Origin of the sequence: Actinoplanes couchii, from assembly GCF_016862075.1 — a bacterium.
Lineage (GTDB): Bacteria > Actinomycetota > Actinomycetes > Mycobacteriales > Micromonosporaceae > Actinoplanes > Actinoplanes couchii.
The window spans coordinates 61,334-82,211 of sequence record NZ_BOMG01000054.1 but is presented as its reverse complement, the minus strand read 5'-3'; the positions used below and the strand labels follow the sequence as shown (position 1 = coordinate 82,211).

20 protein-coding genes, 1 tRNA gene, 1 other RNA gene and 1 pseudogene are annotated in these 20,878 nt (G+C 68.8%); 17 read left to right on the top strand and 6 right to left on the bottom strand.

The window, feature by feature from the left end; all coding sequences use genetic code 11:
* Window positions 1–53: 53 nt before the first annotated feature.
* A complete protein-coding gene (locus Aco03nite_RS21275; RefSeq protein WP_203797163.1) occupies window positions 54–284 on the bottom strand; it encodes a helix-turn-helix transcriptional regulator in 231 nt (76 codons plus the stop codon).
* A gap of 410 nt (window positions 285–694) precedes the next feature.
* Between Aco03nite_RS21275 and Aco03nite_RS21270 the strand changes: the two genes are divergently transcribed.
* Complete coding sequence (locus tag Aco03nite_RS21270; RefSeq protein ID WP_203797265.1) at window positions 695–1,156, top strand: DUF6912 family protein; 462 nt, start codon at window positions 695–697, stop codon at window positions 1,154–1,156.
* On the opposite strand, the gene Aco03nite_RS21265 is transcribed toward Aco03nite_RS21270, so the two are convergent.
* Window positions 1,108–2,292, bottom strand: a complete 1,185-nt coding sequence (locus Aco03nite_RS21265) for a hypothetical protein (protein ID WP_203797161.1) — start codon at window positions 2,290–2,292, stop codon at window positions 1,108–1,110. The two genes, Aco03nite_RS21270 and Aco03nite_RS21265, sit on opposite strands and share 49 nt — an antisense overlap.
* Before the next feature lie 369 nt (window positions 2,293–2,661).
* Here Aco03nite_RS21265 and Aco03nite_RS21260 point away from each other — a divergent pair, with 369 nt between their 5' ends.
* From Aco03nite_RS21260 to ssrA, 8 genes are all read left to right on the top strand, one after another.
* Window positions 2,662–3,177, top strand: coding sequence for a PadR family transcriptional regulator (locus Aco03nite_RS21260; RefSeq protein WP_203797159.1), 516 nt, complete (start codon window positions 2,662–2,664; stop codon window positions 3,175–3,177).
* 50 nt (window positions 3,178–3,227) lie between these two features.
* Complete coding sequence (prfB, locus tag Aco03nite_RS21255; RefSeq protein ID WP_203797157.1) at window positions 3,228–4,340, top strand: peptide chain release factor 2; 1,113 nt, start codon at window positions 3,228–3,230, stop codon at window positions 4,338–4,340.
* A gap of 140 nt (window positions 4,341–4,480) precedes the next feature.
* The gene (gene ftsE, locus Aco03nite_RS21250; RefSeq protein WP_092548084.1) at window positions 4,481–5,161 is read left to right on the top strand and encodes a cell division ATP-binding protein FtsE; all 681 of its coding nucleotides are present in this window, start codon (window positions 4,481–4,483) and stop codon (window positions 5,159–5,161) included.
* 66 nt (window positions 5,162–5,227) lie between these two features.
* Entirely contained in the window at window positions 5,228–6,103 is an 876-nt protein-coding gene (ftsX, locus tag Aco03nite_RS21245; RefSeq protein ID WP_203797155.1) for a permease-like cell division protein FtsX, read from the top strand.
* Window positions 6,104–6,203: 100 nt separating this feature from the next.
* On the top strand, window positions 6,204–7,436 hold the full coding sequence (locus tag Aco03nite_RS21240) for a M23 family metallopeptidase (RefSeq protein ID WP_203797153.1): 1,233 nt from the start codon (window positions 6,204–6,206) through the stop codon (window positions 7,434–7,436).
* A gap of 22 nt (window positions 7,437–7,458) precedes the next feature.
* Window positions 7,459–7,935, top strand: coding sequence for an SsrA-binding protein SmpB (gene smpB / locus Aco03nite_RS21235; RefSeq protein ID WP_203797151.1), 477 nt, complete (start codon window positions 7,459–7,461; stop codon window positions 7,933–7,935).
* Between the two features lie 83 nt (window positions 7,936–8,018).
* Window positions 8,019–8,732, top strand: a complete 714-nt coding sequence (locus tag Aco03nite_RS21230) for a cellulose binding domain-containing protein (protein WP_203797148.1) — start codon at window positions 8,019–8,021, stop codon at window positions 8,730–8,732.
* A gap of 32 nt (window positions 8,733–8,764) precedes the next feature.
* Window positions 8,765–9,146, top strand: a transfer-messenger RNA (tmRNA) gene (ssrA, locus tag Aco03nite_RS21225).
* Window positions 9,147–9,343: 197 nt separating this feature from the next.
* Here the strand turns inward: ssrA and Aco03nite_RS21220 are convergent.
* Window positions 9,344–9,714, bottom strand: a pseudogene (locus Aco03nite_RS21220) (type II toxin-antitoxin system VapC family toxin).
* Window positions 9,711–10,271 (bottom strand): hypothetical protein, encoded by a 561-nt coding sequence (locus Aco03nite_RS21215; protein ID WP_203797146.1) that lies wholly within the window; start codon window positions 10,269–10,271, stop codon window positions 9,711–9,713. The pseudogene Aco03nite_RS21220 and the gene Aco03nite_RS21215 overlap by 4 nt, the downstream one beginning before the upstream one ends.
* 62 nt (window positions 10,272–10,333) lie before the next feature.
* Here Aco03nite_RS21215 and Aco03nite_RS21210 point away from each other — a divergent pair, with 62 nt between their 5' ends.
* The 7 genes from Aco03nite_RS21210 (at window position 10,334) to Aco03nite_RS21180 (ending at window position 19,123) form a co-directional block, all read left to right on the top strand.
* A complete protein-coding gene (locus Aco03nite_RS21210; RefSeq protein ID WP_203797144.1) occupies window positions 10,334–11,236 on the top strand; it encodes an esterase/lipase family protein in 903 nt (300 codons plus the stop codon).
* Between the two features lie 134 nt (window positions 11,237–11,370).
* Window positions 11,371–11,880 (top strand): RNA polymerase sigma factor, encoded by a 510-nt coding sequence (locus Aco03nite_RS21205; protein ID WP_203797142.1) that lies wholly within the window; start codon window positions 11,371–11,373, stop codon window positions 11,878–11,880.
* 25 nt (window positions 11,881–11,905) lie between these two features.
* Window positions 11,906–12,472, top strand: coding sequence for a LytR C-terminal domain-containing protein (locus tag Aco03nite_RS21200; RefSeq protein WP_203797139.1), 567 nt, complete (start codon window positions 11,906–11,908; stop codon window positions 12,470–12,472).
* 345 nt (window positions 12,473–12,817) lie between these two features.
* Window positions 12,818–14,050 (top strand): glycosyltransferase, encoded by a 1,233-nt coding sequence (locus Aco03nite_RS21195; RefSeq protein WP_203797137.1) that lies wholly within the window; start codon window positions 12,818–12,820, stop codon window positions 14,048–14,050.
* Entirely contained in the window at window positions 14,047–15,600 is a 1,554-nt protein-coding gene (locus Aco03nite_RS21190) for a glycosyltransferase family 39 protein (protein ID WP_203797134.1), read from the top strand. The genes Aco03nite_RS21195 and Aco03nite_RS21190 overlap by 4 nt, the downstream gene beginning before the upstream one ends.
* Window positions 15,597–16,784: a glycosyltransferase gene (locus Aco03nite_RS21185; RefSeq protein ID WP_203797132.1), complete on the top strand. Its 1,188-nt coding sequence runs from the start codon at window positions 15,597–15,599 to the stop codon at window positions 16,782–16,784. The genes Aco03nite_RS21190 and Aco03nite_RS21185 overlap by 4 nt, the downstream gene beginning before the upstream one ends.
* Window positions 16,781–19,123 (top strand): galactose oxidase early set domain-containing protein, encoded by a 2,343-nt coding sequence (locus Aco03nite_RS21180; protein WP_203797130.1) that lies wholly within the window; start codon window positions 16,781–16,783, stop codon window positions 19,121–19,123. Before Aco03nite_RS21185 ends, Aco03nite_RS21180 begins: the two co-directional genes overlap by 4 nt.
* An 88-nt stretch (window positions 19,124–19,211) precedes the next feature.
* Here the strand turns inward: Aco03nite_RS21180 and Aco03nite_RS21175 are convergent.
* Both Aco03nite_RS21175 and Aco03nite_RS21170 read right to left on the bottom strand, forming a co-directional pair.
* A tRNA-Ala gene (locus Aco03nite_RS21175) sits at window positions 19,212–19,284 on the bottom strand.
* A 105-nt stretch (window positions 19,285–19,389) separates the two neighbouring features.
* Window positions 19,390–19,938 (bottom strand): YqgE/AlgH family protein, encoded by a 549-nt coding sequence (locus tag Aco03nite_RS21170; RefSeq protein ID WP_203797264.1) that lies wholly within the window; start codon window positions 19,936–19,938, stop codon window positions 19,390–19,392.
* Window positions 19,939–20,060: 122 nt separating this feature from the next.
* Here Aco03nite_RS21170 and Aco03nite_RS21165 point away from each other — a divergent pair, with 122 nt between their 5' ends.
* On the top strand, window positions 20,061–20,867 hold the full coding sequence (locus Aco03nite_RS21165; protein WP_203797128.1) for an S-methyl-5'-thioadenosine phosphorylase: 807 nt from the start codon (window positions 20,061–20,063) through the stop codon (window positions 20,865–20,867).
* Window positions 20,868–20,878 lie beyond the last annotated feature (11 nt).

Below are 20,878 nucleotides of genomic sequence, written 5' to 3'. Positions count from 1 at the left end.
GGGAAGAGGCGCAAAAGCCGCTGTCCGGTCATTCCGCCTCGGGCGTCGCCCGGTCATTCCGGCTCACGGTCGGCCAGCGGGTTGTCGCGTACCCAGGCGGCGGTCTCGGCGTACTTCTCCTCGATGTATTTCTCCAGCGTGGTCCGCTCGACCCGCCACTGACCGCGCCCGCCGATCTTGATCGCGGGCAGCTCGCCGCTGCGGACCATGTGGTAGACCTGCGAGTCCGAGACGTTCAGCTCGGCGGCCACGTCGGAGAGCAGCAGGAATCGGGGCTCCGGCACGGGTCCTCCATTCGACGGCCTTTCGATGGCATGAGTTTGCCACCGTTTGCCGTCGAACGCCTGCAGCCGGCATCGCGATGACCGCCGGGCCCGGCGGTCATCCGCCGCAGCGGACGCCCGCGCCCGGCCGCTGTCCATCGCGGGGGATGCCCGCGCCCGGCCGCTGTCCATCGCGGGGGATGCCCGGGTCCGGCCGCTGTCATGCCGGTCCGGATGTCCGCCGGGCGTCCGCCGGGCGTCCGGCGGACCCGCGACGCCACGATCCGGAGACTCCTGGTGGAATGGAACGCCGCGTGGCCGAGATGGCGGTGTACTGTGCACGCCCGGCCGCGAGGCGACCGTAACGCTGGAGGAGAAGAACCGTGCCGATCACCGACCTGGTCCGGGTGTACATCCCGGCCACCCTGCCGATGCTCGCGACCCTGCGGGCCGGAGGGCAGATCGGCGATCAGACCACGGCCGCGCATGCGGTGACGCCGATGCTCCGGGAGTGGTACGCCGAGGGCGACGAGGAGGAGTTGGAGTACGTCGCCTTCACCCGCGCCGCCCAGGATGCCCTGCGGCTGCTGAACCAGGATCCGGACGCGCCCCGCCGCCGGGTGGTGGTCTCCGCCGACGTGCCGGTCGGCAGCCTGACCCACCAGGACACCGAGTTGGGGTCGAGCGCCGTCCGGTTACCGCAGCCGGTGCGGCTCGCCGATCTGGCCAGCATCCACGTCGACGGGACGGATGCGACCGAGACGGTCTCCGCGGCCGCCGACGTGGTGGAGGCGGCCCTGTCCGGGGACGAGGACGCCCAGTTCACCGTCGACGGTGCCGAGGATCACGAGTTGGAGTGGTACGCCGTCTCCGAGCTGGACGAACTGCTCTGAGCCACGGTCTTCGCGCCGCCCGCCTGAAACTCCGGTAGGGAGTCGGGGGAATCGGAGTCGGGGGAGTCCGGAGAGGCCGCCGCGGAGGAAGCAGAGGCCGCCGCGGAGGAGTCAGAAGAAGGCGCGGCGGAGGCAGAGGAAGGCGCGGCGGACGCAGACGACGGCGCGGCAGCCGGGGAGGTCGGCGCGACGGCCGCGGAAGCCGCGGAGTCCGATGAGGGGGAGAGGTCGTCGTCCCCGGAGGCGGGGGAGAGCGTCCGCCCCACCGCGAACAGCGCCGTCAACGTGCCGACGAAGAGGACGATCAGCCCGTTGTTCAACCGCGCGGTGCTCAGCATCTGCTGCACCACCTGCTCCAGGTCGCTGACCTTGCCGGCCAGCTCGAGCACCTGGGCCCCCGCGGTACGCGACAGCAGCTCGGCGACGACGAGCAGGATGCCGGGCCCGGCACCGGCCAGCGCGTAGAGCGGCCACCGCAGGTCCCCACCGCCGGCGCGGTGGTGGGCACGGCGCATGATCGCGTACGCGATGAGGCCGGCGGTGAGTCCGCTGAGGGCCGCCTGACTGTACGAGAACCACTGTGACGCGTTGGCCGCCGAAGCCGTGTCACCGGCGCCGAACAGCTCCAGCACCGGCTCCTGGAACAGGTTGAGGGTGAACCCGACGAGGAAGACGCCGACCGACGCGGCGGTGGCGCCGGCGACGACCGAGGGGAGCCGGAGCCCGGCCAGCGCGCCACCGATGGTCGCGGCGGCCGCCACGGTGCCGCCGACCACCGCGTACATCGTGCCGGCGGTGTTGATCGTGACCATGACGACCGCGCTCAGCAGGCCGACCAGCAGACCGGCGCCGGTCGCCACGGCGAAGCGGGCGGTGGCGCCGAGCGGCCGCCGGGAGCCGATCAGGGTGAGTGTCAGCAGGGCCACCGCCGCACCCGCGGCGAGGTCGGCGGAGACGGCGCCGGGCAACGCGTAGGCGGTGGAGGTGACCTCCATGGCGGCGTCCGCCCGGCCGGTGATGGTGGCGCGGGCCGACCAGAGCATCGCCACGGCCCAGCCCAGGGCGGCCACCGCGATCAGCGCAACGGTGAGCCGGGACTCCTCGACGGTCTCCGGTGCGGTCGGGCGGTCTGTCATGGGGCTCAGGGTAACCGGCGTACCTGCGGGGCCGGTGATCGTGGCCGTCCACCGAGACGCGACGTTGGACAAATGCCTCAAGTTGATCTTTATGACGCTGCGCGGACATGACGCCATTTGTAGATAGGGTGATTGTCTCGTTTCGCGAGTCGTTTCGCGGCTTTTGGAAGATTTCCTGCCCGCAACGGTTCGTCTGACCGTTTATCTGCGCCATATTACCTGGTCAGCACCGCTATCCGGGCAGGAAACGCCCGAACCTCTCGCTCGTTGTCGGACTGTCTGTGCGGGACAGTCGTTTGTGGAGGCGCAAACTGGACGGATCGGGCTAAATCCTGGACGGCGGCGCGACAAAGTGGCAGCTTAGAAGGCATGCCCGACTTCCAAATCAATCCGACGGCGGCTGCCCTTCTCGGCCTCCTCCATGAGGGGGCGATGACCGGTGGTCAGCTGATGGCGGCTGCCGAACGCCGCCTCGGGCCCTACTGGTCGATGACGCGGAGCCAGGTCTACCGCGAACTGCCCGTGCTCGCTGAAATGGGATATGTCCGGCTCGGTAAGCCGGGCCCCCGTTCCAGTCAGCCCTACGCCATCACCGCGTCCGGCAAGCGCGCTTTCAGCCGCTGGCTCGCCGAGTCCCCGGGGCGCGACGCGCTGCGCAATCCGGTGGCCCTGCGGGTCGCCTTCGGCCAGCAGCACACCGGAGACCAGCTCCAGGGCCTCTACACCACCGCGAATCAGTACCACTCGGAGGCCATGACGATGGCCAAGGAGCAGGCCAAGGAGGCGAAGAAGAACGGCGACCCGTTCGGCGCGGCGGCGCTGGAGTTCGCGGTCGCCTATCACAAGGCCGCACTCACCTGGCTCAAAGCCGCTCCGACGAGTTGAACGGACCGCCCCGGCCAGTTAGCTGGCCGGGCGGCGTAGTCTTGAGTGTCGTGACCGCTGCCGACTTTCCCGAGCAACTGAAGAGCCTAGACGCGACCCTTCGCAACATCGAGAACGTCCTGGACGTCGACAAGCTGCGGCGGGACAAGGCGGACCTCGAGGAGCAGGCCTCCGCGCCGGACCTCTGGGACGACCAGGCCCGTGCTCAGGAGGTCAACAGCCGCTTGGCGTACGTGTCCGGCGAGATCTCCAAGCTCGAGCGCCTGCGCGGCCGGCTGGACGACGCCGGGCTGCTCCTGGAGATGGCCGAGGCCGAGGGTGACGAGGACTCGGTCGCCGAGGTCGGCACCGAGCTCACCGCGCTGACGAAGGCGATCGAGGAGATGGAGGTCCGTACCCTCCTCTCCGGGGAGTACGACTCCCGCGAGGCGCTCGTGGCGATCCGGGCCGGCGCCGGCGGTGTCGACGCGGCCGACTTCGCCGAGATGCTGATGCGGATGTACCTGCGCTGGGCGGAGCGGCACGGCTATCCGACCGAGGTCTACGACACCTCCTATGCGGAGGAGGCCGGTCTCAAGTCGGCGACCTTCACCGTCAAGGTGCCGTACGCGTACGGCACGCTCGGTGTCGAGTCCGGCACCCACCGCCTGGTGCGGATCAGCCCGTTCGACAACCAGGGCCGCCGGCAGACCAGCTTCGCCAGCGTCGAGGTGATGCCGGTGGTCGAGCAGACCGACAGCATCGAGATCCCGGACAACGAGATCCGCGTCGACGTCTACCGGTCGTCCGGTCCGGGCGGGCAGAGCGTCAACACCACCGACTCGGCGGTTCGCCTGACGCACATTCCGACCGGCATCGTGGCGTCCTGTCAGAACGAGAAGTCGCAGTTGCAGAACAAGGCGGCCGCGATGCGGGTGCTGCAGGCCCGGCTGCTGGAGCGAACGCGCCAGGAGGAGCAGGCCAAGATGGCCGGTCTGAAGCTGGACACCACCGGTTCGTGGGGCGACCAGATGCGTTCGTACGTCCTGCACCCGTACCAGATGGTCAAGGATCTGCGCACCGAGTTCGAGGTGGGCAACCCTTCGTCGGTCTTCGACGGTGATGTGGACGGTTTCATCGAGGCGGGCATCCGCTGGCGCAAGCAGAACGAGCTCTCTTCCTAGATCACAAGTGACCGAGCGCAACCCCGCCTGAACGGTCAGTCAGGCCGGGTTGTGCTCGATTCCACTGTTACCGCAGCTCGTGAATATTCCCGACCCCGGCGGGGTTGGCGATTTCGTTACACCGCGTAGACTCCTGTCCCGTGATTCAGCTCGAGAACGTGACGAAGACGTACCCGAAGGCGTCTCGGCCGTCGTTGGACAATGTCAGCGTCGGGATCGAGAAGGGTGAGTTCGTCTTCTTCATCGGTCCCTCCGGTTCCGGCAAGTCGACGATCGTCAAGCTGCTGTTGAAAGAGGTCCAGGCGACCACCGGCAAGGTGGTGGTGAACGCCAAGGACGTCACATCCCTGCGTGCCTGGAAGGTGCCGCACTTCCGACGTTCGATCGGTTGTGTGTTCCAGGACTTCCGCCTGCTGCCGAACCGCACGGCGTACGAGAACGTCGCGTTCGCGCTCGAGGTGATCGGCAAGACCAAGGCCGTCGCGCGTCGCGTGGTGCCCGAGGTGCTCGAGCTCGTCGGTCTCGGTGGCAAGGAACACCGCTACCCGAACGAGCTCTCCGGTGGTGAGCAGCAGCGTGTGGCGGTGGCCCGGGCCTTCGTGAACCGGCCGCTGATCCTGCTCGCCGACGAGCCCACCGGTAACCTCGACCCGGACACCTCGGTCGAGATCATGCGGCTGCTGGACCGGATCAACCGGACCGGCACGACGGTCGTGATGGTCACGCACGACTCCAACATCGTCAACCAGATGCGCCGCCGGGTCATCGAGATCGAGAGCGGACGCATCGTCCGGGACCAGGCGCGCGGTGTCTACGGATAAACCCGGCTCCGCCCTCCCCATCAACGCTGAAGCAGTGCCACGCGGAGTCCCGGAAGGATCCCCCCGATGCGCGTGAAGTATGTACTCAACGAGGTCCTGGTGGGCCTGTGGCGAAACGTCACGATGACGATCGCCATGATCATCACCATGTCGGTCTCGTTGTTCATGCTGGGCGCCTCTGTACTTCTGTACATGCAGGTAGACCAGATGAAGGACTACTACTACGGCAACATCCAGGTCTCCGTCTTCCTGACCGACGACGTCACCGAGCCGCAGAAGGCCGCGATCGACCAGGCCATCAAGGGCAGCGGTCTGATCGCCAGCCAGGAGTACGAGAGCAAGGAGGACGCTCTCGAACGCTTCAAGAAGCTCTGGGCGGACTCCCCGGACTTCGTGGACGCGATCGGCGCGGACAGCCTGCCGGAGTCGTACCGGGTCAAGCTCACCGACCCGGAGAAGTACGACCAGTTCTCCCAGGCGATCGAGGGCCTGCCCGGGATCCGGCAGGTGATCGACCAGCGCGAGCTGCTGGAGAAGGTCTTCGAGATCTTCAACGCGATCCAGTTGGGCGCGCTCGGTGTCGCCATCTTCATGGCCTTCGCCGCATTGCTGCTGGTCGGTAACACCATTCAGGTGGCCGCCTACAGCAAACGGCGAGAAGTCGCGGTGATGAAACTGGTCGGCGCCTCGAACTGGTTCATCCAAGCGCCGTTCGTCCTGGAGGCGGTGGTCGCCGGCATTGTCGGTGCGGTTCTGGGCTTCATCATCCTGTTCGTCGGCAAGGTCGTCATGCTGGACAACAAGCTCCAGGCTCTGACCACGATCCTGACGCCCATCCCCAACGGCAACGTGTGGCTGATGCTGCCCCTGCTCGCCGTCGTCGGTTCGCTGGTCAGCGCGATCACCGCATGGATCACGCTGCGCTTCTACCTGAAGGTCTGACCTTTTCGGTACGCCGCCCGATAGCCGCAACCCTCGACCGGGTGGCGGCTATCGGGCGTTTTGGGGCATTGCTGGCGATTGGTCGCGGTAGCGTGCGTTCATGGGGTATCGCCGACTTATCGCCGCCTGCCTCTGTCTGCTAGGTGTCGCCGCACTCGTCCTGACCACGCCCCGCCCGTCGGTGGCGGACCAGAAGGACAAGGCAGCCCAGGCCGTACGCCGGGCCGAGGCCCTGTTGGAGAACGCCGGCGCGTCCGCGCGTACCGCAGCCAAGAATCTCGCCCGGGCCACCGCCGGCATGCCGGCCGCCCGCGACCGGGTGGCCCGCAGTCGCGGGGTGGTCGTCGCCACCCGCGTCGAGGCCGGCACGGCACGCCGGGAGGCCATCCGGGTCCGGGCCCAGTTCCGGCGGGTGGCCGCCGACTACCGGACCGCGGCGGGCAACGTCGAGGTCGCCCGGGACCGGGTCGACGAGATCGCCAGCGAGAGCTACATGGGCGGCAACCTCGGCCGGATCAACATGCTCGTCGACGCGAGCGGCCCGCAGGACCTGCTCGACCGGCTCGGCCTCGTCGAGCACCTGATGACGACCGAGCAGGAGGAGGTCCAGAACCTGATCGGCGCCCGGCGGGTGGCGCGAACCGCGCAGGACCGGGCCGGCCTGGCCCGGCGCGAGGCCGAGACCGCCGAACGCGCCGCGATGGCCAAGCTCCGCGCCGCCGAACGGGCCCGCGCCGCCGCGATCCAGGCCCAGCAGTCCCTCGACCGGATCGTCACCGCCCGCCGGGTGGCCCTGCAGACCGCCCAGCGCGAGCGGGCCACCGTGCTGGCCCAGTACCAGGCCGCGGTCCGGGCCGAGAAGCGGATCCGCGGCGTGATGCGGGGCTGGGAGAGACGCGCCGGAGTCGGCAGCCGCTATCCCGGCGGGCACCTGCTGATGCCGGTCCGGGGCTGGAAGAGCAGTGACTTCGGCCACCGGTACGACCCGTACTACCGGGTGTGGCAACTGCATGCCGGCACCGACTTCGCAGCCGGCGGCGGCAGTCCGATCCGGGCCGCGGCGTCCGGGCGGGTGATCCAGGCCGGCTGGAACGGCGGGTACGGCCGCTATACGTGCATCAACCACGGACGGCTCGGGGGATGGGGCTTCAGCACCTGTTACGCCCACCAGTCCCGGATGTACGTCCACGTCGGTGAGTACGTCCGGCGGGGCGAGATCATCGGACGGGTCGGCAGCACCGGCGCCTCGACCGGAGCACATCTGCACTTCGAGACGCGCTTCGGCGGCGTACCGCGCAATCCGTTGAATTACCTGCCCGGCTGTCTCTGTTGAATCGCGGGTAGTCTTTTCCCTCATGCCACGTGAACAGGGCCGCAAGGTGGTCGCCTCCAACCGGAAGGCGCACCACGACTACGCCATCTCGGACACCTACGAGGCCGGCATGGTCCTCACCGGCACCGAGGTGAAGTCGCTGCGCCTCGGGCGCGCCTCGCTGGTCGACGCGTTCGGCCACGAGAAGGACGGCGAGATCTACCTGCACGGCATGCACATCCCGGAGTACACCCAGGGCACCTGGACCAACCACGAGCCCCGCCGGGTCCGCAAGCTGCTGCTGCACCGAGAAGAGATCCACAAGATGCTGGGCAAGCTGCGCGACGACGGTGTCACCCTGGTTCCGCTCTCGGTCTATTTTCACAATGGGTACGCGAAGGTCGAACTCGGCGTGGCCAAGGGTAAGAAGTCGTACGACAAGCGGCAGGACCTGGCGAGCCGGGACGCGCAGAAAGAGATGAACAAGGCGCTGGGGCGGCGTGCCAAGGGCATGAGCTGACAGGTATTCTCGCCCGCCGGGCTATTTCGATTCTTCGATAGCCGGGCCTCTGATCGTTCCCGTTCCCGAGGGAGATCCCCGCCTTGGCGAAGCACGCCCCCCGTCATGTCCTGCTGTCCCGCGTCATCTTCGGTTCCGCCTCGGCGATCCTGCTCGGCCTGGTCGGCTGGGTCGCCGTCCGCGCCGGTGGCGGCGACGCGGAGCCGGACGGCAAGCCGCTGATGGTGCTGCCCACCGGAGTCGTCCAGGCCGCCGCCGAAGGCTCGCTGCCGCCCCTGCCGCCGACCGAGTCCGACCAGGTCTCGCCGTCGGTGTCGGTGTCCGCCCGGGCGTCCCGCAGCCCGTCACCGTCCGTCCCGGCGTCCCGCACCCCGTCGGTCCCGGCCTCCGCGTCGCCGTCGGCTTCGGTCAAACCCTCCAAGAGCACCAGCAAACCCAGCGCCGGTACGAGTCCGTCGCGCACCGTCGCCCCGCCGCCGGCCGACACGATCGCCGCCACCTACAGCACCAGCGCGTCGTGGCGGGACGGGTTCATCACCGCGATCCGGGTCGTCAACACCGGCACCGCCGCCCGCGACTTCACCATCACGCTGACCTACCCGTCCAGTGCCGACGTCGAGGTGCGCGGCGCCTGGAACGCCAGCGCCAGCGGCAACGGCGGCACGGTCACCCTGCGCGGCGGCACCCTGCCCGCCGGCGGCTCGATCAACGTCGGCTTCCAGGCCGAAAAGCGCAGCCGCGACCTGGTCAAGCCGGTCAGCTGCACCGTCGGTGGCGGATCTTGCAAGGTGAGCTAAGATTGCGGTGCTGTGGATTTCACACCTAGCACGGGGGTGACTGGTTTCGACTTCGTACGTGGAGACAGGGGAAGCGAGCCGAGGAAGCCGACGTCGTCTCGAGAATCGGTCGTCGGAAACTTATAAGCGCCAACGATAAGTTGAACGCTGACCAGTACGCTCTCGCCGCCTGAGGCAAGTAGCGTGGTCTGTCGGTCTGGAAGCGCCTCCGTTCCAGCTGCCGGCATAATCTAGGAGGCTGGCCAACAGGTCCCGGTCACGGGGACCTCGCGGCGAGATCAATCAGTGACTGGGCCCGTCGTCCGAACTTGCTCACGTGAGTCGGAGGGCCGAGTAGGGACACAGTGAGCTGCGCTCGGAGAAGCCCTGACGAAGCACCGAAGGACCCGGGTTCGATTCCCGGCACCTCCACAGCATGGCGGCCCCCTGTTCGCGGAACGCGCGAACCGGGGGCTGTTCCGTCTCTCCACCCCGGGGGCCGAGCCCCCGGGGGCCCCGCATCACGGTCGGTCACCGTTCGCCTTTGGCTGGGGTCAGGTCAACTGCCCGCGGCCTTCGGCCGGCGCAGCGGCCCGCGGCCTTCGGCCGGCGTAGTGACCCGCGGCCTTCGTCTATACCGGCAGCAGGTCTACCTCGTACTTTTGGACGTGAGTGTCGCGGGTGACCAGGGTCAGGCCTTCGAGTTGAGCCTGCGCGATCAGGATGCGGTCGAAGGGGTCGCGGTGGTGCATCGGTAGTCGTCCGGCGGCGATACCGTGCTGGGCGGTGATGTCCAGGAGGCGGAAGCCGCTGTCGCGGATCCGTTCCGGAATGTCGGGCGGGCCGAGTTTGCCGAGTGCCTGCTTGATGGACACCTCCCATACCGTGGCTGCGCTCACGGGGACGTCGGGTTCCCTGTCGAGGCGATCCTTGATGTCATCCGCCAGTGTGGGTCGTCTTCGAGCCACCACAGCACCACATGGGTGTCGAGGAGGAGGCTCACGGGGCGACCCCGAAGTCCTGCGCGATGCTGTCGTTCGTCTCTGGTGAGTCCCAGTCGTCGGCGATGACGGCTCGGCCTTGGAGGGAACCTCGCCCGGACCTGATGGTGCCGGGCCGGATCGACTGCAACGGCGCCCGCGAGCCAGATCCGCTGTCGACCTGCCAGAAGGTCCAGCCGTTGCGGTTGTCGTTGATGTCGGGGTTGTAGAGCCTGACCACCGCGCGGGCGGCGCCGGTCGGGCTGCGGTAGGACTGTCCCGCGAGTGGGCCGTCGACGATCTCCACCCGAGCCGGTGCGATGTACCGGGCTCGCACGCGATGGCCCTCGTAGTCGGCGTGGATCGGGATTCCGTCGGCTATCTCGGTGGCTGGCGGAGGCGGGGTCTGCTCCGGCGCCGTGAGATCGGCGATCAGGCGCCTGATGACCGCACCTTCGGGAAGATTCGCCACTCGTGCGGCGAACACCACGGCCTGCTTCGTGTACTCGTCGACTTCGATCGTCGCCATTCCCATCGCCTCCCGGGCCGGACAATAGCGCAAAGCAAGCAAACGCAGCAAGCAAACGCAGCATCTGGAGCGGGTTGTGGGTGGTTGTCAGGATGGCGGCCGGAGGTTTGTTGATGATGAAGCGGTTCGTGGTCCGGGTGGCGGGTCTGATTGTCGGGGTGGGGCTGGGGGTGGTGGTGCCGGGTGGTGCTCAGGCGGCTGCTGTTCCGAAGCGGAACGACGGGCTCAACGAGACGATCTACTGGGTGCACGGTATTCAGGTCGGCCCGAAGGTGAAGGTTCCGGTCGCCGACTGCAAGCAGTGGGATGCCGCCGTCAAGCGGTACCGGGGCGGCAGCTTCACCGGGACCGTGCGGACCGTCGGCTACTACAAGAACGACAAGAACTGCAACGCCCAGATCGCCCGCACCGACCGGAACACCAGCATCAAGGAACTCGGCCGGCTCCTGGCGTGGGACATCTACAACAACTACACCAAGAAGGGCAAGTCGGTCGATGCCGTCGGGCACTCGATGGGCGGCCTGATCATCCGGTCGGCGATCACCGGTGTGCAGAAGAAGCTCTCCGGGTGGCCGCCGCGGTTGTTCGTCGAGGACGTCGTCACGTTCAGCACGCCGCACTCGGGCACGTTGTTCGCGAACGCGTGCGGCTTCACCCAGTGCAAAGAGATGCGGATCGACTCGTCGTTCCTGAAGTGGCTGAGCAAGACGCCCTACTCGACGCAGCGGACCGACTGGACCCTGATCGGCTCCACGAAGGACATCGCGGTGCCCGCGTGGTCGGCGACCGTGACCGATGCCAAGAAGGCGGGCTACTTCACGCCCGGTCATCGGGTGGTCTTCACCGACGGCAAGGGTCTCAGCCACAGCGGCATCTACAAGCAGACGGCGAACAGCGGGTACAAGGTGAGGTACTGGAACGCCCCGCAAGCCTCCCAGGGCTGGATCAAGAAGACCAACCACGTCAGCCCGGTCGTGATGGCGCGCAACGGCAACTACTACTTCAGCAAGTGGTGACCTGAGAGCATCCGCTACATCGGGGCGGCGCCCGGATCCCGGGGGCCGCCCTTCTTTTCTGCCCGCCGCGTGTAACCGGATCGCCGGCCGCGGTGTGTTCATCGGTGATGGGGCACCGACGGGAAGCGGGGGACATGGCGGGCCGGGACAGCGCCGACTTCGACAGTTTCTACATCGCCACGGTGCGCCGTGTCGTGCTCTACCTCTACGCGGCCTGCGGCGACCGGGCCGAGGCCCAGGACGTGGCGCAGGAGGCGTTCGCGCGGGCCTGGCAGCACTGGGGCCGGATCTCCGGGTACGACGATCCGGAGGCGTGGGTCCGTCAGGTCGCCTGGCGGCTGATGCTGAACCGGTGGCGGAGTCTGCGCCGCTGGATGGCCGCGCGCGCCCGGCTGGGCCCGTCCGAAGTGGTCGGTGAGCCGTCGCCGGATCGGGTGGCGGTGATCGGCGCGCTGCAGCGGCTGCCCGCGGCCCAGCGGCAGGTGGTGGCTCTGCACTACCTGCTGGACGTCCCGGTGCAGGAGATCGCGACCACGATCGGCGTGCCGGTGGGCACGGTCAAGGTTCGGCTGTCCAGGGCGCGGGCCGCGCTCGGCCGTCTTCTCGAGGACCAGGAGATCAGTGGTGTCCCGTCCCCTGCATGAGCGACTGAGAGATCTGGAGAGCGACGTGCGAGATCTGGAGATGCAGCCGGCGGCCGAGGTACGGGAACGCGGTCGTCGCCGGGGCCGCCGGCAGCTGGTCGCGGTGGCGGGTGCCGTGGTGATGGCGACGACAGGTGTAGCAGTCGCCTGGCCGACACCACAGCCCGGGCCGCAGCCGGCCGCCGACCGGGCACGGCCGTCCACCGAGCCGGCCCTCGACTGTGCCGCGATGTTGCCGAGGTCGCCGTCGGAGGTTCGGGTGCGGGTCGTCGACGGCGGGGCGCCGTCCGGGGTGGCCGCCGAGGTCGCCGCCGAGTTGCGCAAGCGTGACTTCGATGTCGTGGACGGGGGGATCGTCAAGGTGGCCGGCACGTACACCTCGGTGACGCACAGCCCGGCGACCCTGGGCGAGGCGCTTCTGGTGATGGCGATGGTGCACGGACGGGCCGGGGGACATCCCGACCCGACCCGTACCGAGGAGGTGGTCGGCCTGGTCGTAGGTGAGGATTTCGACCGGCTCGCCACCCCCACCGAGGTCAATCAGGCTCTCACCGAACTCGGCCGGTCGACCCGGCCGGAGGAGTGCCGGTAGCGGCCGCCTGCCGTCATCTGAACGTCCCGTGCCGCCACCGGTGGCCCGGGACGTTTCGTTTCACCTCCGTAATCCACAGTGGAAACCTGTGCGAATCAATACGGTGACGAGCCGTCAATTGATCGATCGTCGCGGTGCTGGTCAATGGGCGTACCGGCAGATGTGTTGATCGAAAATGGTGTTTCGGAATTGATCAACTGTGCTGGTTACGGCCAGGTTTCCATTGAGAAAGAACCCGGCTATGCCCTTGATGGACCCCCGTGAATCGTCGATAGCATCAATGCGTCGATGGAAGCTGGGGATCCATTCGCACCAAGAGGGGCATTTGAGTTGGTCGCCGTCGTCATGATTCTTGTGTCGGTAATTCTTTTTGTCTTCGCAGCGGTAACCCTGTGGTGGACCATGCACGCCTGGCGTACTCCGGAGACCCTCGCGGCGACCCGGTTCGCCGCGCCGGACGGGGAGCAGCACCTGACGTTCTCGCTGCTCGTCCCGGCCCGGCACGAGCAGGCCGTGCTGGAGCGGACGGTGCGGCGGCTGCTCGAGTCGACGCACGAGGGATTCGAGATCATCATCATCGTCGGGCACGACGACCCGGAGACCGCCGCCGTCGCACGACGGGTGGCGAGCACCTCTCCGGGGCGGATCCTGGTGGTCACCGACCACAACGAGGTGAAGAACAAACCGCGGGCTTTGAACACGGCATTGCCGTACGCCCGCGGTGATGTGGTGGGTGTCTTCGACGCCGAGGACGAGGTCCATCCGGAACTGCTGGAACACGTGGATCACGCATTCCGGGCCACCGGCGCCGATGTGGTCCAGGGTGGCGTGCAACTGATCAACTTCCATTCCAGCTGGTACAGCCTGCACAACTGCCTGGAGTATTTCTTCTGGTTCCGCAGCCGCCTGCACCTGCACGCCGACAAGGGATTCATCCCGCTCGGCGGCAATACGGTGTTCGTCCGCACCGATGTGCTGCGCGAGGCCAACGGCTGGGACGGCACCTGCCTGGCCGAGGACTGCGACCTGGGTGTCCGGTTGTCCAGCCGGGGCGCCAAGGTGGTCGTCGCCTACGACTCCACCATCGTCACCCGGGAGGAGACGCCGCACTCGCTCGGCGCGATGCTCAAGCAGCGCACCCGCTGGCACCAGGGTTTCCTCCAGGTGCTGCGCAAGGGGGAGTGGCGCCGGCTGCCCACGTTCGGTCAGCGGATGCTCGCCAGGTACACCCTGACCGGCCCGTTCCTGCAGGCCTTCGCCGGTCTGGCCATCCCGCTCGGGATCGCCGTCGCGCTGGTGGCCGACCTGCCGGTCGGTGTCGCGCTGATCACCTTCCTGCCGGTGCTGCCGATGGCCGCGAACCTGATGTTCCAGGTGATCGGGCTCCGGGACTTCGGCATCCAGTACGGGCTACGGATCCGCGCCCAGGACTACACGCGGCTGGTGCTCGGGCTGTTCCCGTTCGGCGTGGTGCTCTCGGCCGCCGCGTTGCGGGCGATCTGGCGGGAGTACACCGGCCGGCACAACTGGGAGCTGACCGCGCACGTCGGCGCCCACCTGTCGAAGGCGGCGGCATGAGCACCCTGGAACTACCGGCCCGGATCAACGCGTCGCCCCGTCCCGCGGTCCGGACCCGGCGGGAGGTCCCGGACCTGCTGATCGCCGGCGTACTCACCGCCCTGGTCCTGGTCCTGCTGGCCTGGAACATCGACGGTTTCCCGACCGCCAGCGACGACGAGGGGACCTACCTCGCGCAGGCCTGGGCGGTCCAGGAGGGGAGAGGCCTGGCCCATTACACCTATTGGTACGACCACCCACCGCTCGGCTGGATCCAGCTGGCCGCCCTGGCCTGGCTGCCGGCCTGGCTCGCACCCGGACTGATCACGGTCGCGGCCGGCCGGCTCGTGATGCTGCCGGTGCAGGCCGCCACCCTGCTGCTGGTCTACCTGGTCGGCCGCCGGTCCGGGCTGCCGAAGTGGGGCGCCGCCCTGGCCCTGCTCACCCTGGGGCTGTCCCCGCTGTTCCTGACCATGGGCCGGCAGATCTATCTGGACAGTTTCGCGGTGGCGTGGATGCTCGGCGCCGTGGCTCTCGCGCTGTCCACCCGCCGCCACCTGTGGCATTACGCCGCGGCCGGCGCCGCCACCGCGATCGCGATCCTGTCCAAGGAGACCATCCTGCTGGTGCTGCCCGCGGTGCTGCTGGCGCTCTGGCAGAACTCGGCGCGCACCAGCACCCGGCCGTGGGCTCTCGGGTCGTACGTCACCGGGCTGGTTCTGGTGGGTGGTTTCTATCCGCTCTACGCGGTGCTGCGCGGGGAGCTTTTCCCCGGCGCCGACCACGTGTCGCTGATCGGCGCGTGGCAGTTCCAGCTGATGAGCCGGGACGGTTCGGGCAGCGTCTTCGACGCTTCGTCGGGCACCAACGCCCTGGTGCACTCGTGGCTTTACTACGACCGGATCCTCCTGATCGGCGGGCTGCTGGCCATCGTGCCGGCCCTGTTCGCCCGCCGGTTGCGCCCGATCGGGGTGGCGGCGGCGATCCTGACCGCTGTCGCGTTGCGTCCCGGTGGATACATGCCGGCCATGTACGTGGTGCAGGTCCTGCCGTTCTTCGCGCTGGCCCTGGCCGGGGTGATCACCACCGCCGTCACGAGGCTGGAACCGCGCCGGGACCGGCGCCGGGCGGTCGCGGTGGCAGTGGTCGCGGTGGCGGCGCTGTCGTTCGTCGTGCCGCGCTGGTATGCCGGCGCCGAACGCGCGCTGACCGCCGCCGACAACGCGCCGTACGAGCAGGCCGCCGCCTATCTCAGCACCCGGATCCCGGACCCGGCGGGCACCACCGTCGTGGTCGACGACGTGCTCTGGCTCGACTGTGTCCGGGCCGGATACCAGCCGGACCGGGTGATCTGGTTCTACAAGCTCGATCTCGACTCCGAGGTCGCCGCGCGCCTGCCCGGCGGCTGGCGGGACGTCGACTACCTGGTGTCCAGCCCGGCGCTGCGCCAGGACCCGTCCGGGCTGCCCACGGTCGGCGCACTGCTGGCCCACTCCACGGTCGTCGCCGAGTTCGGCTCGTCGGACGGCCGCATCGAGATCCGCAAGGTCGACAAGGAGAACACGCCATGACCGCCATGACCGACCTCGAACTCCGGCTCCCGCACCGGGCCGCCATGCGCGGCCGGATCGGCGAGATCGCCCGGGACGTCACGTTGCGGCAGACCGTCGTGGTGCCCACCTTCAACGAGCGCGACAACATCCCGACGCTGCTGCGGCGTCTGGCCGAGGCACTCCCGGCGGACGGCACCGAGATCGTCTTCGTCGACGACAGCACCGACGACACCCCGGACGTGATCCGGGCCGAAGCAGCGAACTGTCCGATCCCGATCACCGTGTACCATCGCACCGATCCGGTCGGCGGTCTCGGCGGCGCGGTGGTGGAGGGGATGCGGCTGGCCCGCGGCGCGTGGATCGTGGTGATGGACGCCGACCTGCAGCATCCGCCGGAGATCGTGCCGCAGCTGGTCGCCGCCGGCGTCCGGGACGGCGCCGATCTGGTGATCGGCAGCCGGAAATCCGGCGGCGGTACGAGTGACGGGCTGGCCAGCGGATACCGGCGCCTGATCTCCGGTGGCTCCACCCTGACCACCAAGGTCGTCTTCCGGACCGCCCTGCTGCGGGTCAGCGACCCGATGAGCGGCCTGTTCGCGGTCCGGGCCAGTTCGCTGGACGTCGCCGGGCTGCGGCCGCTCGGCTACAAGATCCTGCTCGAACTGATCATCCGGAACCGCCCGGGCCGGATCGTCGAGATCCCGTACGCCTTCCAGCCCCGGCACGCCGGCGAGTCCAAGTCCACCCTGCGCGAGGGCCTACGGTTCCTCAAGCACCTGTCCCTGCTGCGGTTCGGGGCCCAGCGCGGGCGGATGATCGGTTTCGGGCTGATCGGTCTGTCCGGCCTGATCCCGAACCAGCTGGCGCTCTGGCTGCTGGTGTCGGTGCTCGGCGTGCACTACGCCTCGGCCGCGGTGCTGGCCAACATGCTCGCCGTCACCTGGAACTTCGCCCTCATCGACAGCGTGCTCTACCGCAACCACCGGCACCGGCGCACCCTGCTCAGCCGGTTCCTCCGGTTCTTCGTCCTGGGCAACGCCGATCTGATCCTCCGGGTGCCGCTGCTGGCGCTGCTGGTGGACGGCGCCGGCGCCGGGGTCCTCACCGCCAACCTGATCACGCTGGTGATCTCGTTCGCGATCCGGTTCCTGATCCTGGACCGGGTGATCTATCTGGTCCGGCCACGGCCGGTCCCGGTATGACCCGGCGGTGGACCGCCCGCGCCCTGATGATGGTGCTGATCCCGGTGCTGCTGATGCCCGGTGGCGTGGCGTCGGCGTCGGCGAACCTGCTGGTCAACCCGGGTTTCGAGACGCTGGACAGCACCGGGTTCCCGCTCTGCTGGGAGCGGTCCGGCTGGGGTGACAACACGTACACCTTCGACGTCGGCCACCCCGGCCGGACCGGAGCCAACGCCATGCGGATCACCGTGTCCGCCGCGACCGGCGGCGACCGCAAGGCGATGATGCTGGAGAACCCGTCGTGCGCGCCCACCGTCACGCCCGGCCACCAGTACGACCTGTCCGCCTGGTACACCAGCACCACCGCGAACACCGTGGTCACCGCGTTCCGGCGGGACGTCGCCGAGGGCTGGGTGTACTGGACCGACCTGATGTCGCTGCCCCCGGCGGCCGGGTGGACCCCGATGACGGTCCGCACACCGCAGGTCCCGCCCGGCACCGAACAGATCGTCTGGGGCGTGACCATCTACGGCACGGGGGAGCTGCGCACCGACGACTACACGACCGTCGACGCGACCGAACCCACCCCGGACCGGTCCTGCAGCGCCGGCGCCGCCTGTGTCCGGGGCGCGTGGCAGGTGCTGCCGTTCCAGGCCCCGGTCCGGGGCATCCACGCGGTGGTGCTGCACAACGGGGACGTGCTGCTGGTCGCCGGCTCCGGCAACAGCGAGGAGATGTTCGAAGCAGGCACGTTCCGGACCGCGGTCTACCACCCGCGGACCGGCGCCTTCACCGACGTGCCCACCCCGGCCGACCTCTTCTGCGCCGGGCACGTCCAGCTGCCCGACGGACGGGTCCTGATCATGGGCGGGAACAAGGACTATCCCGCCGCCGACCTCAGCCACGGTTACCAGGGGCTGAAGGACTCCTACATCTTCGACCCCAACACCATGTCGTACGACCGGGTCAACGACATGAGCGCCGGGTCCTGGTACCCCTCCGCCACGATCATCGGCAACGGGGACGTGATCGCCCTCGGCGGCCTCGGTGAGGACTCCTCCGGCACCGTAGCCACCCAGTACTTCGACCTGTCCGAGGAACGCTGGCTCGGCATCGGCGAGGCGAACCAGACATGGAACTTCTGGGGCCTCTACCCGTCGATGATCCTGATGCGGGACGGGCGGCTGTTCTACACCGGCAGCCACGTCTTCGGCAACGGACTGCCCGGGACCGGGGCCGCCCTGTACGACTACGAGTCCGGCGCCATCACACCGGTGCCCGGACTGCGCAACAAGGACGAACGCGACCAGTCGATGAGCGTCCTGCTGCCCCCGGCCCAGGACCAGCGGGTGCTCACCCTCGGCGGCGGCAACATCGACACCAACCCGGACGCGCACGCGCTCACCGACCTGATCGACCTCCGGACGGCGGACCCGGTCTACCGGCCCGGACCCGCACTACCCACCGGCAAGATGTACGTGTCCGCGGTGCTCCTGCCGGACGGGAAGGTCTTCGAGACCGGCGGGGCACTGCACAACCGGGCCGACCCGGTGTTCGAGGCGTCGATGTTCGACCCGGCGACCGACACGTTCACCCCGGGGATGGCCGTCGACCCGGTGCCGCGCGGTTACCACTCGTCGGCGTTCCTGCTGCCGGACGGCCGGGTGATGGCGGTCGGCGACAACCCCGGTGACGGATCGTTCGACATGCGGATCTCGGTCTACACCCCGCCGTACCTGTTCCACGGGGCCCGTCCGCAGATCCTCGGCGGCGTGGACACCGAGTGGGCGTACGGCAGCAGCCACACCGTCACCGTCGACGGCCCGATCCTGCGGGCGGCCCTGATCCGGCCGGCCGCGGTCACCCACTCCAGCGACCCCAACCAGCGCTTCGTCGACCTGCCGATGAGCGTGGACGGCAACCGGATCGGGCTCAACCTGACCAGCGACCCGAACCTGGCCCCACCCGGCTGGTACATGCTCTTCCTGCTGGGCACCGACGGGGTGCCGTCGGTGGCCGAGTGGGTGCGGGTGGGCGCGCTGGCACAACCCCAGGCCGCGGGCCGTGCCCCGGCGACCGGCGAGCCGTTCGCGCCGACCTTCGCGGGCCGGCCGACGACCAGCCCACTGCCACCGCTGCCGGCGCCGACGTCGAAGCTGGCGATCCCGGTGACCGTGGACGGGTGTGATCACGCGTACGGCGCGCGCACCCAGTGTGTGCCGCTGCGGTTCCCGCCCGGAGTCCGGGACGGTTGCGCCTGGCTGCGCGACCGCGGATTCCTCGACGAGCCACTGACGGTGCGGGGCGCGGACCGCCACCGCCTCGACCCGGACCGCAACGGCACCGCCTGCGACACCTGAGCTGTCCTTCACACCCTGCCCGAACCGGCGCGCGGGAACCCGGAAATGCAGAAAACGCCCGGACCGAAGTCCGGGCGTTTCTCAAGGGTGGAGCTGAGGGGACTCGAACCCCTGACCCCCACACTGCCAGTGTGGTGCGCTACCAGCTGCGCCACAGCCCCTTGCCTTGCATTTCTTGCTGCACTTCTACTTCTTTGCCCCCGGCGTTTCCCCCGGGCACGCTGGAAATATTACACACCCCTGCAGGGCCCCACGAAGGACCCCCCTCAGTTCAGGGAGACATCCGGCGGGAAGTGGGCGACAGCGGCCAGGATGTCGCCCTGACGGCGCAGGACCATGGCCCACAGGTCGTCGGGGCGCTCGACGAACGGGTCGCCGGGCAGCGCGTCGAAGACGAACCAGGAGCCGGCCTCGATCTCCTCCTCGAGCTGGCCCGCCGACCAGCCGGAGTAACCGGCGAAGACCCGGATGCCGGCGACACTCTCCCGCAGGCGCTCCGGGTCGGCGGAGAGGTCCAGGGTGCCGAGGGCGCCGCTGACCGGATGGAACCCGGACAGCCGCTTCTTCACCTCGGGGCGGGTGCGGGCCAGGCAGATGGCCGACTCGGGTTGCACCGGGCCGCCCTCGAACAGCACCGCGGGATCGCCGGCCAGCTCGCCCCAGGTGCCGAGGACCTCGGCCACCGGGACCTCGGTCGCGCGGTTCAGCACGACCCCCAGCGCGCCGCCACTCTCGTGGGCCACCAGCAGCACGACCGTACGGTCGAAGTTGGGGTCCTTGAGGGTGGGCGTGGCGACGAGCAGCTGACCGGTCATCGACTCCACCGACCGGCCTCCGATCCGCTGCTGCTCACCGAACACGTGTTTACCGCCGTCCGCTCGACGTAGCCATGACTCGCACATTAGCTTGCGATTCAGTCCACGGATAAGGTCTGGGCATGAACCCGCCACCTACGGCAGCAGAGATCGGCGTCATCGGCGGATCGGGGCTGTACGCGCTTCTCGACGACGCCACCGAGCACGAGGTGGACACGCCGTTCGGCCCGCCGTCGGATCGGATCACGGTGGCCGAGGTGGGTGGCCGCCGGGTGGCGTTCCTGCCCCGGCACGGCCGTGATCACCGCTTTCCGCCGCACCTGATTCCCTACCGTGCGAACCTGTGGGCTCTGCGTTCGCTGGGTGTGCGGCAGATCGTCGCCCCGTGCGCGGTCGGCGGGCTGCGGCCGGAGCTGGGCCCGGGCACGTTCGTGGTGCCGGACCAGTTGATCGACCGGACCAGCGGCCGGGTGCAGACGTTCTACGACGAGGGCGCGGTGCACGTGTCGTTCGCCGATCCCTACTGTCCGGCGGGCCGGTCGACGGTGCTGGAATCCGCCGCCCGGGTGAACGCTGTGGACGGCGGCACGATGGTCGTGGTGGAGGGCCCGCGGTTCTCGACCCGCGCCGAGTCCCGCTGGTTCACGTCGATCGGCGGCACGATCGTCAACATGACCGGCCACCCGGAGGCGGTGCTCGCCCGGGAGCTTGCTCTCTGTTACACCGCGATCGCTCTGGTGACCGATCTGGACGCCGGTGTGGAGGGTGACCACGGGGTCACGCAGGATGAGGTTTTCCAGGTTTTCGCCGACAACACGGCCCTGCTCAGGGACGTTCTGCTCGATGCGGTAGCGAAATTGCCGTCCGAGCGCTCCTGCTCTTGCAAGGACGCCCTGACAGGCATCAAACTGCCTTTCGCGCTTCCCTGAGCCGACCCCCC

Excerpts from the sequence above, each read along its gene's own strand:
- Aco03nite_RS21240 (WP_203797153.1), top strand. The coding sequence starts at position 6,204 with ATGGGGTATCGCCGACTTATCGCCGCCTGCCTCTGTCTGCTAGGTGTC.
- Aco03nite_RS21190 (WP_203797134.1), top strand. The coding sequence starts at position 14,047 with ATGAGCACCCTGGAACTACCGGCCCGGATCAACGCGTCGCCCCGTCCC.
- Aco03nite_RS21185 (WP_203797132.1), top strand. The coding sequence starts at position 15,597 with ATGACCGCCATGACCGACCTCGAACTCCGGCTCCCGCACCGGGCCGCC.
- Aco03nite_RS21265 (WP_203797161.1), bottom strand. The coding sequence starts at position 2,292 with ATGACAGACCGCCCGACCGCACCGGAGACCGTCGAGGAGTCCCGGCTC.
- Aco03nite_RS21210 (WP_203797144.1), top strand. The coding sequence starts at position 10,334 with ATGATGAAGCGGTTCGTGGTCCGGGTGGCGGGTCTGATTGTCGGGGTG.
- smpB (WP_203797151.1), top strand. The coding sequence starts at position 7,459 with ATGCCACGTGAACAGGGCCGCAAGGTGGTCGCCTCCAACCGGAAGGCG.
- Aco03nite_RS21195 (WP_203797137.1), top strand. The coding sequence starts at position 12,818 with ATGATTCTTGTGTCGGTAATTCTTTTTGTCTTCGCAGCGGTAACCCTG.
- Aco03nite_RS21170 (WP_203797264.1), bottom strand. The coding sequence starts at position 19,938 with ATGACCGGTCAGCTGCTCGTCGCCACGCCCACCCTCAAGGACCCCAAC.
- Aco03nite_RS21180 (WP_203797130.1), top strand. The coding sequence starts at position 16,781 with ATGACCCGGCGGTGGACCGCCCGCGCCCTGATGATGGTGCTGATCCCG.
- ftsX (WP_203797155.1), top strand. The coding sequence starts at position 5,228 with ATGCGCGTGAAGTATGTACTCAACGAGGTCCTGGTGGGCCTGTGGCGA.
- Aco03nite_RS21205 (WP_203797142.1), top strand. The coding sequence starts at position 11,371 with ATGGCGGGCCGGGACAGCGCCGACTTCGACAGTTTCTACATCGCCACG.
- Aco03nite_RS21165 (WP_203797128.1), top strand. The coding sequence starts at position 20,061 with ATGAACCCGCCACCTACGGCAGCAGAGATCGGCGTCATCGGCGGATCG.
- Aco03nite_RS21260 (WP_203797159.1), top strand. The coding sequence starts at position 2,662 with ATGCCCGACTTCCAAATCAATCCGACGGCGGCTGCCCTTCTCGGCCTC.
- Aco03nite_RS21270 (WP_203797265.1), top strand. The coding sequence starts at position 695 with ATGCTCGCGACCCTGCGGGCCGGAGGGCAGATCGGCGATCAGACCACG.